Raw genomic sequence first — 14,465 nt, 5'->3', positions numbered from 1 at the left:
GCGTCAGGCCGCGCAGGCGGTGGACCTGGCGGGCACCTTGCCCTCCAGCACGTACGCGTCCACCGTCCGCATGACGCACGCGTTGCCCGTCAGGTAGGCCCCGTGGCCCTCGCCCTCGTACGTGACCAGGACGCCCGTCTTGAGCTGGTCCGTGAGCCGGGTGGCCCACTGGTAGGGCGTGGCCGGGTCGCCCTTGCCGCCGATGACCACGATGGGCCCGGAGCCGGTCGCGTCGATGCGCTTGGCCGCGTCGTCGCCCGGCACCGGCCAGTGGGCGCAGGGAGCGCCCGAGCCCTCCACCGACAGGACCGGGAAGATCTTCTCCACCCGGTCGTTGACCTTGGCGACGTCGTCGGCGGTGGGCCGCTCGGCGGTGTCGGCGCAGCTGATCGCCTGCAGGCTCGTCATCATCGTCGTGTACGTCCCGTCGGCCCTGCGCCCCGTGTACGCGTCCGCCAGCATGAGCAGCGCCGTGCCGTTGCCCTTGATCGCCGCCGCGGCGGCCTGCTCCAGCACCTGCCAGGTCGCCTTGGCGTAGAGCGGGGTGATGACGCCGAGCTGGCCCAGCCCGTACGTGAGCTCCCGGTCCCCCACCTTGAGCGGCTTGTCCTTGAGCCCGTCGAGCAGGCCCACGACCGCCTTCTCGACGGCGGCGGGGTCGGCGCCCAGCTCGCAGCTCTGCGCCACGCAGTCCTCGGCGAACGCCTGGAACGCGTGGTCGAAGCCCTCCGCCTGCGTCACCGCCCGCTGTTCCCACGTGACCGTGGGGTCGAAGGCGCTGTCCAGGACGAACCGGCCGACGTTCTTGGGGAACTGGGTGGCGTACACGGCGCCGAGGTGCGTGCCGTACGAGAGGCCGAAATAGTTGAGCTGCTTGTCTCCGAGCGCGGCCCTGAGCAGGTCGAGGTCCTTGGCGGCGTTCACGGTGCCGACGTACGGCAGGAGCTTGCCCGAGTCCTGCTGACACGCCGCCGCGAACTCCCCGGCCAGCCGGTCGCCGTCGGCCTCGGTCGTCGACGCGAGCAGCTTGGCGATCTGGCCGCCGCACCTGACGCCGGAGCTGCGGTCGACGCCGCGCGGGTCGAAGCTGACCAGGTCGTAGCGGGTGCCCAGGCTCCCGAACGCCCTGGCGGCCTGCGCCATCGTGTCCACGCCGGACGCGCCGGGGCCGCCGAAGTTGAAGACCAGCGAGCCGAGGCGGTCGCCGGTGGCCTTGACGCGGATGAGCGCGAGGCCGATCTTCTCACCGTCCGGTCTGGCGTGGTCGAGCGGGACCTGGAGCTTGCCGCACTCGACGCCGGGGGCGGGGGGCGCCGGATTGCCGTCCGGGCCCATGAGGTCGGTGCAGGTGCTCCACGCGACCGTACCCGGCTCCTGGGCGGGCCGGTCGGCCGTGCCGCAACCGGCGAGCACCACCGCGCTCAGGAGGACTGTCCCTATGGCCTTCTTCATGCTGACAAGCATGCTGAAGCCGGGATAAGCCGAGGTAGTGGGTGAAAACACCACATCCGGATGACTTCAGCGAAGCGCTGGAGATGACGAATGTCAGTTTCGCTGCCGGCGGCGTACGAACCACATGCCGAAGAGCCCGAAGCCGATCCCGGTCACGCAGGTCCAGATCCACCAGGTGTTCTCGGGAGCGGGACGGAAGATCAACAGGGCGACCAGCACGACGGCCCAGACCGCGGTGCCGATGGCGACGGCGGCCGTGTCGTTGGTCTTGATCGGCTCCGGATCGGGATGCCACTGCTTCACGTTGTCCAGCCTAGCTTGCAATAGGGTCTCGATCTCATTACCGACTCTTTCCGCAGCTCATCCTGCCTGTCACTGTTCGCGTCGTGAGCGACACTCGTAACGCTATCGACCGTTTCTTCCAAATCTCCCAACGAGGCTCGACCGTCTCCCGTGAGGTGCGGGGCGGCCTGGCCACGTTCTTCACCATGGCCTACATCGTGGTGCTGAACCCCATCATCATTGCCAACGGCACAGACGTGCAGAAGCAGGTCATCGGCGACGGCACGACGCCCAACGTGGCGCTCGTCGCCGCCGGGACGGCTTTCGTCGCGGGCGTGCTGACGATCCTCATGGGCGTCGTCGGCCGGGTGCCCTTCGCGATGGCGGCGGGCCTGGGCCTGAACGCCTTCGTCACCTTCAACATCGCCTCGGTGATGACCTGGGAAGAGGCCATGGGCCTGGTCTTCCTCGAAGGCGTCATCATCGCCATCCTGGTGCTGACCGGCCTTCGGACGGCGGTCTTCCACGCCATCCCGGCCCAGCTCAAGACCGCCATCAGCGTGGGCATCGGCCTGTTCATCGCGTTGATCGGCTTCGTGGACGCCGGCTTCGTGCGGCGCGTGCCCGCCGGGCCGCCCCTGGAGATGGGCATCGGGGGCAGCCTGACCTCGTGGCCGATCTTCGTGTTCGTGATCGGCCTGCTCGTCACGGCCGTGATGGTGGCGCGCAAGGTCAAGGGCGCCATCCTGATCGGCATCGTCGGCACCACCGTGCTGGCCATCGTCGTGGAGCTGATCACCAAGTCCGGCCAGTTCTCGGCCAAGAACCCCGGCGGCTGGCAGCTGAACGTCCCGACGGTCCCCGACCAGATCTTCGGCTTCCACAACCCGCTCACGCTGTTCACGGAGTTCGACCCGTTCGGCGCGTTCAGCAGGATCTCCGTGCTGCTGGCCGTGCTGTTCGTCTTCACCCTGCTCATCACGGACTTCTTCGACACCATGGGCACCATCGTGGGCGTCGGCCGCCAGGCGGGCCTGGTGCAGGAGGACGGGACGCTGCCGCGTACCAGGGAGATCCTGCTCGTCGACTCGATCGGCGCGGCGGCCGGCGGCGCCGGGTCCGTCTCCTCCAACACCACCTACATCGAGTCGGCCGCCGGAGTCGGCGAGGGCGCCCGCACCGGTCTGGCCAGCGTGGTCACCGGGTTGCTGTTCCTCGTGGCGATCTTCTTCGCGCCGCTCGTCACGGTCGTCCCGTACGAGGCCGCCGCGCCCGCGCTGATCGTGGTCGGCTTCCTGATGATGACCTCGATCCGCGACATCGACTGGGATGACTTCGAGATCGCGATCCCGGCGTTCCTCACCGTCGTGATCATGCCGTTCACGTACTCGATCTCCAACGGCATCGGCGCCGGCTTCATCAGCTACGTGCTGATCAAGGTCGTGCGGGGCAAGGCGCGCGAGATCCACCCGCTGCTGTGGGGGGTCACGATCCTGTTCGTCCTGTACTTCGCGATCGGCCCGATCCGCGTGCTCTTCGGCGTCTGAGCACGCCCCTCGAAGCCGCCCTGCGCGTGCGGGGCGGCTTCGAGGTACCAAGGAGGTACCAGATATTTGCTTTCGGAAATTTCTCGACATGCCGTATAGTTAGCAAAGGTAATGACACATGCTAACCAAACCCCAGCCCAAGACGGACCTGCGCAGCGACGCAGGCCTGGCTTCAGCCCTGCGCGTCTCAATGGCAAGGCTGACCAGGCGCCTACGACGACAGGCGGCAGCCCACTCGCTGACTCCCACGCAGTTCGCGACGCTCGCCGCGGTGGAACGGCATTCCGGGATAACCCCCGGAGAATTGGCCGAGCTCGAGAAGGTTCAGCCACCCTCGATGACGCGCGTGATCGCCGCCCTCGAGGAGCGCGGCCTGGTCTCGCGCAGCCCGCACCCGACCGACCGGCGCCAGGTGACCGTGACGGTAACCGAGGCCGCCGAGAAGCTGCTGAAGGAGGAGCGACGCCGCAAGGAGGCGTGGCTGACGCAGCGGCTGAAGGAGCTCTCGCCGGAGGAACGGTCGGTGCTCCGCCAGGCGGCGCCGATTCTGGAGAAGCTCAGCAGGATATAGAGCCTGAAGAACCCAAGACCGGGATGTTCCGGTCGCTCAGGATTCCTAACTACCGCATGTTCGCGGCAGGTGGCATCGTCTCCAACGTCGGCACCTGGCTGCAGCGCACCGCCCAGGACTGGCTGGTGCTCGACCTCACCCACGGCAGCGCGGCGGCGCTCGGAACGGCGACCGCGCTGCAGTTCCTGCCGATGCTGATCTTCGGGATGTTCGGCGGCGTGCTCGCCGACCGCTACCCCAAGCGGCCCATCCTCATCGCCGCCCAGTCGCTCATGGCCACCCTGGCGCTGACCATCGGTGTGCTCACCATGACGGGCTCGGCCCAGGTCTGGCACGTGTACGTGATGGCGTTCCTGCTCGGCCTGATCTCCTGCGTCGAGGTGCCCACGCGGCAGGCGTTCGTGGTCGAGATGGTCGGCCGGCGGGACCTGTCCAACGCCATCGCGCTGAACAGCTCCATCTTCAACCTCGCCCGCGTGGTCGGCCCGGCGCTCGCCGGTGTGCTGATCTACGTGCTCGGCGGCACGGGGCCCATCTTCCTGATCAACGCGACGACCTTCGGCGCGGTGATCTCCAGCCTGGTCTTCATGCGCAGGTCCGAGCTGAACCCCGCCGCGCCCGTGCCCAGGGCCAAGGGCCAGCTCCGCGAGGGGCTCCGGTACGTGATCGAGCGCGAAGAGCTGCTCATGCCGGTGCTGCTGATCGGGTTCGTGTCGATGTTCTCGCAGTCGTTCTCAATGTCGATCGCGCTCATGGCGCGCGAGGTGTTCAAGGCCGGGGCGTCCTCGTTCGGGCTGGCCTCCAGCATGTTCGCGGTGGGGGCGCTCGGGGGCGCGCTGCTCGCGGCGCGCCGGGCGCGCCTGTCACGCAAGGTGCTGGTGGCCGGGGCGCTCGGGTTCGGGCTCTTCCAGATCGCCACCGGGCTGGCCCCGTTCTACCCCGTCTACCTGCTGCTGCTGATCCCGACCGGGATCGCGCTGATCACCATCAACACGGCCGCCAACGCCAGCGTCCAGATCGCCACGTCCCCGGACATGCGGGGCCGGGTCATGGGGATCTACATGCTGGTGTTCACCGGCGGGGCTCCCGTGGGCGCGCCGCTCATCGGCTGGCTGTCGGAGCTGGGCGGGCCGCGGGCGGGCGTGATCCTGTCCGGCGTGCTGGTGCTGGTCGGCACCGGGCTGGCGATGCTGGTGACGCGCCTGATCACCGCCCGCGTCGCGAAGCCGGCGCTCGCCGTCGCCTGAGCCCCCACCCCTGGGGCCCAGGCGGCAGGTGGGCAAGAGACAATCAGGTGGTATGAGGCTGTTCGCGGCGCTGGTGCCGCCCGACGAGATCCTGGACGAGATCTCGCGCGCCATCGCGCCGCACGTCGGGCAGGTGCCGGGGCTGCGCTGGCCCGACCGTGCCACCTGGCACATCACGCTGGGCTTCTTCGGCGAGGTGCCCGAGCAGGTGCTGCCCGAGCTGGAGGAGCGCCTGGCCCGCGCCGTACACCGCTACAGCGTCCTCGACCTGGCCTTCACCGGCTTCGGCGCCTTCTCCTCCGCCCGCCGGGCCAGGGTCTTCTGGGTGGGCGTCACGGGCGACTCCATGACGAGGCTGGCGGACTCGGTCAAGGCGGGCGCCCGGCGGGCCGGGGCCGTACAGACCGATGAGAAACGGTTCCACCCGCACCTCACGCTGGCCCGCGCCAAGACGGAGACGGACCTGCGCCCGCTGGTCGAGTCGCTGTCCGGGTTCAGCGGCTCGCCGTGGCGGGCGGAGCAGGTCCGTCTCGTCCGCAGTCACACAGGGCCCCAGGTGAGGTACGAGTCACTCGCCGAATGGGCGCTCGCACCCTCCGGGCAGAGCTAGGCTCCAGACCGTGGATCGTCCTCGCATGTGGCTGCTGCCGATTGTGCTCGGCCTGCTCCTGCTCATCGTCGTCGTCGGCGCTCTGGTGAGCTGACTTACCAGGCGTAGTCCTCGGGGGCCGTCTTGTGACCGGGGAAGATCTCGTCGAGACGGGCCAGCGTGGCCTCGTCAAGGTCGATCTCCAGGGTGCGCAGGCTGCCCTCGAGCTGCTCCAGGGTGCGCGGGCCGATGATCGGCGCGACCACCGCCCGCTGCTTGAGCAGCCAGGCCAGGGCCACGTACGCCGGGTCCTCGCCCAGCTCGTCGCAGAGCTTCTCGTACTGCTCGATCTTGTCGCGGTGCTTCTCGAGCTGCTTGACCATGTGCTCGGAGGCCGAGCGGCCCTTGTCGATCTTGCGCAGCACGCCGCCGAGCAGGCCGCCGGCCAGCGGGCTCCACGGGATCACACCGAGGCCGTAGTCCTCGCACGCGGGCAGCACCTCCAGCTCGACCGCGCGGGTGAGCAGGTTGTAGTGGGACTGCTCGCTGATGAGGCCGTTGACGTTACGCCGGGTGGCCGCCTCCTGGGCCTTGGCGATGTGCCAGCCGGCGAAGTTGGACGATCCCACGTAGATGATCTTGCCCTGCTGGCGCAGGACGTCCATCGCCTCCCAGAACTCCTCGTACGGGGTGTCCCGGTCGACGTGGTGCGCCTGGTAGATGTCGATGTAGTCGGTCTGCAGCCGCTTCAGCGAGGCGTCGCAGGCCTTGCGGATGTTGAGGGCGGACAGCTTCTGGTCGTTGGGCCAGTCGCTCATCTTGCCGTTGAGCTTGGTCGCGATGACGGTCTTCTCCCGGCGCCCGCCGCCCTGGGCGAACCACCGGCCGACGATCTGCTCGGTGATGCCCTCGCCCAGCTTCCAGCCGTACACGTTGGCCGTGTCGAAGAAGTTGATCCCCAGCTCCAACGCCCGGTCCATGATCGCGAAGGAGTCTTCCTCCGTGGTCAGGGGGCCGAAGTTCATGGTGCCGAGGCAGAGCGGACTCACCTGGAGGCCACTGCGTCCGAGGTTGACGTAATCCATGACTTCAACCCTAAAGACCTGGAGTGCACTCCAGGCCATACACTAGGTCCATGATCTCCAATGGAGCGCTGACGGACCTCCGCGCTTCATGATCGCTTTACTCCGCGCCGCCGTGCCGCTGTTCCTGGCGATGGTCGCGGGCATGGTCGGCTCCCTGGTGGTCACCTCGGTGCTCGGCAAGCATGACACAGTGACGCTGGCCGCGTTCGCGGTCGTGACCGCCGTGCTCAACCCCGCCGGCGCCGCGGTGCAGGGCGCGCTGCGCGGGCTCGGGCCGTTCGTGGCCCCGTACCGGGACGACCCGGCGGCGGCCGTGCCGATCGTGCGGGACGCGCGCTGGCTCAGCCTGGCCACCGGCCTGGTCGGCGCGCTCGCCGTGATCTGCGTGCCGCTGATCGCGAGCGCCACCGGGGTGCCCGGCGAGGTGGTGCGCGAGATGGGCCTGCTGCCGTACTTCCTCGCGGTGTCCCTGCTGGTCTTCGCCTCCACCGGAGGTTCGAGCACCATCCTCATCGCGCTCGGGCACACCCGCAGCGTGCTCTGGCCGACCCTGGTCTCCGGCGTGGTGCTGGGCGGGCTCACCGTCGTGCTGGTGCCGCCGCTCGGGCTCACCGGCGTGGGCCTGGCCTGGCTGATCTCGGGCACGGCGGCGGCGCTCGTGGCGACCTACGGCGTGCGGCGCGCGCTCGGGCGGCCCATCGGGCAGGCCCGGCCCAGGACCGGCGAGATCGTCGCCCTGGCGAAGGTCAGCATCCCGCTGGCCGGGACCGTGCTCATCAAGTTCGGCGTGCTCGGGGTCGTCACCTTCGCGGCCGGCACCACCAGCACGCGCGACACCGCCGCCCACGCGGTGCTGACCACCCTCACCGGCTTCATCATGATGGCCTCGCTCTCCGTCGCCCAGGCCGCGATGCCGGACGTGGCCCGCGCCCCCGACCCGGCGGGTGCGCGCCGGGCCAACCGCACCGCGGCCCTGCTCGCCGTCATGGGGACGCTCACCGGGGCGGGCCTGCTGCTCGGGCTCGGGGAGCAGCTGCTGAGGCTGTTCAGCGACGACGCGGCGGTGCGGGAGCGCGTGCTGGGGCTGCTGCCGCTGATGCTGCTGGCGTCGCTGCTGGACGCGGCCCAGGCGGTGCAGGGCTTCGGCCTCACCGCGCTCAAACGCTCCGCCGCCAGCCTGTCCTACTTCGCGATCGGGTACGGGCTGCTGGTCGTGGCCGCCGTACCCGTGGCCAGGACCTGGGGGATCACCGGCCTGTGGGTGGCCATGGCGGTGGCCAACGGGCTCCTGGTGGTGCTCCAGGGCACCGGTTTCCACCGCCACAGCGCCAAGGTGGGCCGGGTCCTCGTCGGCTAGAAACCCGGGAGGGAGAGGTCGCCCGCCCAGGCCTTGTACGTGTACTCGGCGAGCTTGCGGATCCTGCCGGTGTTGACGTCGATCGCGTACGTGACCTCGCCCAGCGTGGGCACGCCGCCCTCCTTGCCCCCCCAGGCGCCGCTGCTCGGCTTGTCACTGATCACCACTTCCGTGGAGCTGTGCCAGCCGCCGATGCGCGGGCCGCGAACGTTCTTCGGGACGTCGGTGAACTCGGCCCTGGAAAGGACCTTGCCGGTGGTGACGTCGAGGGTGACGACCGTGTCGACGGGGCGGGTCACGAGATGGTCCTTGATCTCCTCGCCGTCGAGGTAGGCCACCGTGCGCCCGTTCGCGGACAGCTCGCTGACCTGCCGCGAGGTCTTGTTCAACGGCGTCACCTTCCCGCCGTCGAACAGCCCCAGCCGGTCCTTGTCGTCGCTGACCACGACCGGGCTCCCGCCGTTGCCGATCCGCCGCGCGCGCCAGCCCTCGGGGATCTCGGTCACCTGGCCCGTCTCCATGTCCACCACGGCGCTCGTCCGGCCCAGCAGGCCGAGGAAGCGCCCGTCGGGGGAGAGCAGCAGCACCATCCCGTCCTTGACCATCGTCTCCCGCGTGACGGTCTGCGGGGTGAGCCAGATGCGGCCGTCGGCCAGGTCCCGGACCGCGAACTTCTGGTCCTTCTCGCTGTAGTAAGCCACCCGCTTCCCGTCCGAGGAGATGGTCAGGGGGCCGCCGGTGTTCATGTAGTTCTCGGGGGCCTGCTCGGTGTACACGCTGAGCGCCTCGGGCATCCGGAAGCTCCCGCCGGTGCGGGTCACCAGCCGCCACTGGGCGCATTCCTTGCCGAAGGTTTTGGTGTTCTTCCGGTAGTCCCACTCCCTGCCGCAGAAGTCGTAGTACGCGTACGCGGCCGGGTCCACGCCGGAGGCGGGCAGCACGTTCGCGATCTCGCCGCTCATCGTGGCGCCGCCCGGGGTGGTGATCAGGACGGTGGCCGTGAGCGCCGTCGCGACCAGCGACGCCAGCGCCGAGCCGAACGTCGCCGCCTTCCACCTGCGTGCCCCCCGCACCGCGCGCTCGGCCAGGTCGACCTCGGGCGCCTGGGCGGCGATCAGCTGGAGCTCGTCACGGAACCGGGTCATCGGTAGACCTCCTCGGGATCGACGTCGTGAAGCAGTTCGGCCAGCTCGGGGGCGAGGGCGCGTAAGCGGCCGAGCGCGTGGCTGGTCTGGCTCTTGACCGTGCCGGGCGAGCAGCCGAGCAGGTCGGCGGTCTCGTCGACGCTGCGGTCCTCGTAGTACCGCAGCACCAGCACGGCCCGCTGCCGTGGCGTCAGGCGCAGGAGTGCCCGCTGCAGCGCCATGCGGTGCAGGCTCACGTCCTCGGGGCCGGCCCCGTGCCCGATCTCCGGCGGGTGCGCGGTGAGCGTCTCCTTGGCACGCCTGCGCCGCCGCCAGGAGATGTGCTCGTTGACGAGCGCCCTGCGGACGTACGCCTCCGGATTGCCGTCTTTCATCAGCTTCCGCCAGTGCCTGGCCGTCCGCATCAGAACGGTCTGCAGCAGGTCCTCGGCCTGCTGGGCGTCGCCGGTGAGCAGGTACGCGGTACGCATCAGCGCGTGCTGGCGTCCGCGGACGAACTCCCTGAAGCCCTCATATGGGTCCATGCGTCTCCTTCCACCCGCTATCAACGCGGACACGAGCGGCGGCGTTGGAGGTCGGTCTTGGGCGGCGACTCGTGGGGCATGATGTCGGAGTGGGGGATGGAGTGATGCGGGCGCTGGCCGCCGCGGGGGCTGTGGCGATGGCCACCAGTGTGCTGTTCACCGTTCCCGCCCGTGCGGCGGTGGCGGACGAGGGGATGGAGAAGCTTTTCACCTTCAAGGACCCCAAGATCACGGAGTCCAGCGGCCTGGCCGTCTCGCCGACGCACGCGGACACCTACTACACGCACAACGACAGCTCCGCCAGCCCCACCTTCTACGCCGTGGACGGCAAGGGGCGGACGCGGGCCACCTTCCAGGTGAAGGGCGCCCAGGCGAGAGACTGGGAGGCCATGGCCGCGACCAAGGACCCGGCCACGGGTCAGGCCGCGCTGTGGTTCGCGGACATCGGCGACAACCTCAACGGGGCCTGGCCGGACGTCTCCATCTACCGCGTGGTGGAGCCCCAGGCCATCAAGGACGCCACCCTGCCCGCGACCCGCTACCGCTTCCGCTACGCCGACGGCGGCCGCAATGCGGAAGCCATCATGATCAACCCCAAGACGGGGCGCCTCTACGTGGTGTCCAAGGAGTTCTCGGGGTCCGTCTACGCCGCGCCGAAGAAGCTCCGTACCGACAGGACGAACGTCCTGCGCAAGGTGGCCACCGCGCCCCTCATGGCCACGGACGCCGCCTACGCCCCCGACGGCTCCTCGTACGTCATCCGCACGTACTTCTCGGCCACCCTCTACCGCCCGTCGGGCGAGATGATCACCAGGGTGTCGATGCCGGAGCTGAAGCAGGCGGAGTCGATCACGTACACGGCGGACGGCAAGTCCCTGCTCACGGGCACGGAGGGGCCCCGAAGCCCGGTCTACCGCGTCACGATCCCCGGCGCCGCCCAACCCGCCACCGCCGCCACCACTCCCAGCCCGACCGCGACCGCGCGGCAGGCCCCCGCGAAGGACGCGGGCACGACCTCCCAGGCGGCCGTCGACGCGGGCGCGACCGGCTTAACGGCCAAGGACATCCTGATCTGGATCGCTGCCGCCGCGACCGCCCTGGGCGCCATCACCTTCATCGCCCGCCGCACCCGCTGACCCCACCCCATCCGGCCCCCGTCCGCCGCTCGGAATGATCGATCGTGAAACGCGATTGTTCCGATGAAAAACATGCGTTGGACTCATAGATGCTCCATCGCCCAGGCTGTCCGCATGACGGCGATGAGACCTCAAACGGACGGCCGCCTGTCGCGCGGAATGCTCCTGCTCATGTCAGTGGCGACCGGGTTGGCGGTCGCCGGCAACTACTTCGCGCAGCCGCTGCTCGACCTGATCGGCCGGGAGCTGGGCGTCGGGCCGTCGCAGGCAGCACTGGTGGTGACAGCCGCGCAGGGCGGGTACGCGCTGGGGCTGATCCTGCTGGTGCCGCTCGGCGATCTGGTGGAGCGGCGGCGGCTGGCGGTGGCGCTCTACGCGGCGACCGCGGTGTTCCTGCTGGTGTCGGCCACCGCCCCCAACGGCACGGTGCTCCTGGCCGGTACCGCCCTGACCGCGCTGACCTCGGTGGGAGCGCAGGTCGTGGTGCCGTTCGCGGCGACGCTGGCTGACCCGGCCGAGCGCGGCCGGGTGGTCGGCACCGTGATGACCGGGCTGATGCTCGGGCTGTTGCTGGCGCGCACCGCGTCCGGCGCCCTGTCGGAGGTGGGCGGGTGGCGGACGGTCTACTGGGTGAACGCGGTCCTGATGGCGCTGATGGCCGTGCTGTTGCGTACGTTCCTGCCCCGGCTCGGCGGGGACGGCGGCCGCCTGACCTACCTCGGCCTGCTGCGCTCGACGGTGGCGATGTTCCGGCACGAGCCGCTGCTGCGGTGGCGGGCGGGGATCGGCGCGTTGAGCCTCGCCTCGTTCAGCGTGCTGTGGACGGCGCTGACCTTCCTGCTGTCGGGGTCGCCGTACGACTGGCCTGAGTCGGCCATCGGCCTGTTCGGGCTGGTCGGCGTCGTGGGCGCGCTGACCGCCACGGTGGCCGGGCGGCTGGCCGACCGCGGATACGTACAGGTCGTGACCGGCGCGGGGACGGTGCTGCTGGTGGCGTCCTGGCTGGCGCTCGCGGCGGGGGCGCGGTCCCTGATCTGGCTGGTCGCCGGCGTGGTCGTGCTGGACCTGGCGCATCAGGCGGTGCTCAACAGCAGCCAGAACGTCCTGTTCGCGCTGCGGCCCGAGGCCCGCAACCGGATCAACTCGGCCTTCCTCACCGTCTTCTTCGCCGGGGGAGCGGTGGGGTCCGCGCTGGCGTCCGTGGTCTGGGTGCACGGGGGCTGGACCGGCGTGTTCGTCCTGGGCGCCGCCCTTTCGGCCGGGATCGTCGTGCTCTGGGCCCTGGAACGCATCACCGTCAAGCGGTCGGCGGGCGAATCCCCGAAGACCGTGCTCCATACCCCCGCCACTGCCAAAGGAGAATGAGCGTGTCACGCACCGTACTGATCACCGGGGCCACCGGAACCGTGTCCACCGCGCTGATCGACGTGCTAAAAGGAGCCGAGGTCGACCTCCGCGCGCTCGTCCGCGACGAGTCCGGCGCGGGCGGCCTGTCCGAGCAGGGGGCCGAGGTGTTCGTGGGTGACCTCGACGACGCCCGGTCGCTGCCGCCCGCCTTCGAGGGCGTGCAGGACGTGTGGCTGCTCACCCCGAACGGCCCGCGCGCCCCGGAGCACAGCATGAACGCCGGGTGGGCCGCCCGCCAGGCGGGGGTGGAGCGCGTCGTCCGCCTGTCCGTCGTCGGCGCGGCGCACGACGCGCCGAACCGCAGCGGCAGGCTGCACGCGCTGTCCGACCAGGAGCTCGAACGGTGGGGCATGCGCTGGACGATCCTGCGCCCGCACTGGTTCATGCAGAACCTGCTGAACGAGGCGGGCGACATCGCCGCCACCGGTACGTTCTCGCTGAACCTGGCCTCGGCGCGGATCGGCATGATCGACGTACGCGACATCGCCGGGTGCGCCGCCCGCGTGCTCCTCGACGACCCCGACCGTCACCACGGCGAGACGTACACGCTCACCGGCCCGCGCTCGCTGACGTTCGACGAGGTCGCCGAGCAATTGAGGCTCGCTCTCGGCAGGTCGGTCACGTACCTGCCGGTCGGCGACGACGCAAAGCGCAAGACGCTGCTCGGCTACGGCGTCCCGACCTGGATCGTCGACATGCTGGAGGAGTACGCGCAGGCGTACGCCTCCGGCTGGGGCGACTTCACCACCGACACGGTCGCCGCCCTTCTCGGCCGCCCTCCGCGCGACATCGCCGACTTCGCCCGCGACCACGCCGCGGCGTTCACCTCCACCGGAGGCGGCAAGTGACGCGATCGATCAGGGCCCTCGGCGCGATCCTCGCCGCGCTCGCGCTGGCCGTCACCGTGGGCGGCTCCGCCGGAGCGGCCGCGGACCGGCGGGCCGGGGATCTTCCGGCCTCGATCTCGCTGCCCGACGGCTTCCGGCCCGAGGGCATCGCCACCGGCACCGGACCTTTCGCCTTCATCAGCTCCATGGCCGACGGCTCCATCTACCGCGCCGACCTGCGCACCGGGCGCGGCGCGATCATCAGCCGCGGACCCGGCACGCCGTCGCTCGGCATGAAGCTCGACTCGCGGGGCCGGCTGTTCGTGGCGGGCGGCACGGGCGGTGACGCGCGGGTCATCGACTCCCGCACCGGCCGGGTGCTGGCCTCCTACCGGCTGGTCACCGGCCCGGCGTTCGTCAACGACGTCATCCTCACCCGGAACGCCGCGTGGTTCACCGACTCCACCAACCCGGTGCTCTACAAGCTGCCGCTGCGCGGCGGACGGCTGCCCGCCACCGCGGTGCGGATCCCGCTCACCGGGAACCTGGAGTACGGCGACGGCTTCAACGCCAACGGCATCACGCCCACTCCGGACGGCCGGGGCCTGATCGTCGTGCAGTCGAACACCGGAGGGCTGTTCCGCGTCGACCCGTCCGGCGCGACCCGCCGGGTGGACCTGCACGGCGAGTCGCTGCGGGAGGGTGACGGCCTGTTGCTGCGCGGCCGACACGACGCCGACCCCGGACACGCCGTACGATGCCGTCGCCATCCCCCGGCCCTGACCTGCGTCAGGACGGCGAGGGACCCGCCCGCCGCCCCTGCCCGCGCATGGTCGCGGTGAAGAACTCCCCGCGCAGGGCCTGCCCGACCACCTCGATCGAGCGGGCCAGCCGGACCAGGCGCGGGCCCTCGTGCCGGTAGACGTCGAGCACGGCCTCGATCGCGTGCGGCGGGAGGTGCCCCTTCAGGTCGACGGCGGCCTTCCGGTAGCCGGTCCTGGCCGCCTCCACGGCGGCGTCGACGTGATAGCGCGCCATGCTGACCAGCGCGATCGGATGGCGCCGGAGGACCTCGTGCTGCCGGTAGTCCGGCGGGAGCGCGTCCAGGAGCCAGGTCGTGGCGGACAACTCCCAGTCGGGGACGCTGGGTGGCCGGACCTCGGGTGGCCACTCCGGCGGAAGATACATGCCGCCATCGTACTCATGTTCGACTGAATGTCCTGGAAAGGCCCGCTGTTCTCACCGGCTCAAGTGCTGGATCGCCCGGATATAGCGGGGACGGCCGGTTAGCCGGAA

At 70.3% G+C, this 14,465-nt stretch carries 15 protein-coding genes; 9 read left to right on the top strand and 6 right to left on the bottom strand.

The features are described from left to right. Nucleotides 1-3: 3 nt before the first annotated feature. Nucleotides 4-1,452: an alpha/beta hydrolase gene (locus tag ACIHFD_RS52575; protein ID WP_397373311.1), complete on the bottom strand. Its 1,449-nt coding sequence runs from the start codon at nt 1,450-1,452 to the stop codon at nt 4-6. Between the two features lie 93 nt (nt 1,453-1,545). Beyond that, on the bottom strand, nt 1,546-1,755 hold the full coding sequence (locus ACIHFD_RS52570; RefSeq protein ID WP_350738492.1) for a DUF2530 domain-containing protein: 210 nt from the start codon (nt 1,753-1,755) through the stop codon (nt 1,546-1,548). An 83-nt stretch (nt 1,756-1,838) separates the two neighbouring features. Here ACIHFD_RS52570 and ACIHFD_RS52565 point away from each other — a divergent pair, with 83 nt between their 5' ends. The 4 genes from ACIHFD_RS52565 to thpR all read left to right on the top strand — a co-directional run bounded on the left by ACIHFD_RS52565 (nt 1,839) and on the right by thpR (nt 5,709). Beyond that, nucleotides 1,839-3,281 (top strand): NCS2 family permease, encoded by a 1,443-nt coding sequence (locus ACIHFD_RS52565; protein WP_397373310.1) that lies wholly within the window; start codon nt 1,839-1,841, stop codon nt 3,279-3,281. Between the two features lie 118 nt (nt 3,282-3,399). Next, nucleotides 3,400-3,852: a MarR family transcriptional regulator gene (locus ACIHFD_RS52560; RefSeq protein WP_355209525.1), complete on the top strand. Its 453-nt coding sequence runs from the start codon at nt 3,400-3,402 to the stop codon at nt 3,850-3,852. A gap of 23 nt (nt 3,853-3,875) precedes the next feature. Next, on the top strand, nt 3,876-5,099 hold the full coding sequence (locus ACIHFD_RS52555) for an MFS transporter (protein WP_363970176.1): 1,224 nt from the start codon (nt 3,876-3,878) through the stop codon (nt 5,097-5,099). A 52-nt stretch (nt 5,100-5,151) separates the two neighbouring features. After that, complete coding sequence (gene thpR, locus ACIHFD_RS52550) at nt 5,152-5,709, top strand: RNA 2',3'-cyclic phosphodiesterase (protein ID WP_350738481.1); 558 nt, start codon at nt 5,152-5,154, stop codon at nt 5,707-5,709. Between the two features lie 95 nt (nt 5,710-5,804). Here the strand turns inward: thpR and ACIHFD_RS52545 are convergent, their stop codons facing one another. Next, nucleotides 5,805-6,773 (bottom strand): aldo/keto reductase, encoded by a 969-nt coding sequence (locus tag ACIHFD_RS52545; RefSeq protein WP_397373309.1) that lies wholly within the window; start codon nt 6,771-6,773, stop codon nt 5,805-5,807. 88 nt (nt 6,774-6,861) lie between these two features. Here ACIHFD_RS52545 and ACIHFD_RS52540 point away from each other — a divergent pair, with 88 nt between their 5' ends. Next, on the top strand, nt 6,862-8,130 hold the full coding sequence (locus ACIHFD_RS52540) for an MATE family efflux transporter (RefSeq protein ID WP_397373308.1): 1,269 nt from the start codon (nt 6,862-6,864) through the stop codon (nt 8,128-8,130). On the opposite strand, the gene ACIHFD_RS52535 is transcribed toward ACIHFD_RS52540, so the two are convergent. Further along, nucleotides 8,127-9,275, bottom strand: coding sequence for a hypothetical protein (locus ACIHFD_RS52535; RefSeq protein WP_397373307.1), 1,149 nt, complete (start codon nt 9,273-9,275; stop codon nt 8,127-8,129). The genes ACIHFD_RS52540 and ACIHFD_RS52535 overlap by 4 nt on opposite strands. Beyond that, nucleotides 9,272-9,799 carry a SigE family RNA polymerase sigma factor gene (locus ACIHFD_RS52530; protein ID WP_397373306.1) on the bottom strand — a complete coding sequence of 176 codons (528 nt, stop codon included), beginning with the start codon at nt 9,797-9,799 and terminating at the stop codon, nt 9,272-9,274. The genes ACIHFD_RS52535 and ACIHFD_RS52530 overlap by 4 nt, the downstream gene beginning before the upstream one ends. A gap of 89 nt (nt 9,800-9,888) precedes the next feature. Here ACIHFD_RS52530 and ACIHFD_RS52525 point away from each other — a divergent pair, with 89 nt between their 5' ends. The 4 genes from ACIHFD_RS52525 (at nt 9,889) to ACIHFD_RS52510 (ending at nt 14,011) form a co-directional block, all read left to right on the top strand. Continuing rightward, a complete protein-coding gene (locus tag ACIHFD_RS52525) occupies nt 9,889-10,935 on the top strand; it encodes a hypothetical protein (RefSeq protein ID WP_397373304.1) in 1,047 nt (348 codons plus the stop codon). Between the two features lie 123 nt (nt 10,936-11,058). Beyond that, on the top strand, nt 11,059-12,300 hold the full coding sequence (locus ACIHFD_RS52520) for an MFS transporter (RefSeq protein WP_397373303.1): 1,242 nt from the start codon (nt 11,059-11,061) through the stop codon (nt 12,298-12,300). A 2-nt stretch (nt 12,301-12,302) separates the two neighbouring features. Next, a complete protein-coding gene (locus ACIHFD_RS52515; protein WP_397373302.1) occupies nt 12,303-13,190 on the top strand; it encodes an NmrA family NAD(P)-binding protein in 888 nt (295 codons plus the stop codon). Next, nucleotides 13,187-14,011: a hypothetical protein gene (locus ACIHFD_RS52510; RefSeq protein WP_397373301.1), complete on the top strand. Its 825-nt coding sequence runs from the start codon at nt 13,187-13,189 to the stop codon at nt 14,009-14,011. Before ACIHFD_RS52515 ends, ACIHFD_RS52510 begins: the two co-directional genes overlap by 4 nt. Here the strand turns inward: ACIHFD_RS52510 and ACIHFD_RS52505 are convergent. Then, complete coding sequence (locus tag ACIHFD_RS52505; RefSeq protein ID WP_363970193.1) at nt 13,959-14,357, bottom strand: hypothetical protein; 399 nt, start codon at nt 14,355-14,357, stop codon at nt 13,959-13,961. The two genes, ACIHFD_RS52510 and ACIHFD_RS52505, sit on opposite strands and share 53 nt — an antisense overlap. Between the last annotated feature and the right edge of the window lie 108 nt (nt 14,358-14,465).

Source organism: Nonomuraea sp. NPDC051941 (assembly GCF_044593615.1).
Note: the sequence above shows the minus strand (reverse complement) of the source record. Positions and strands in the feature narration are given on the sequence as shown.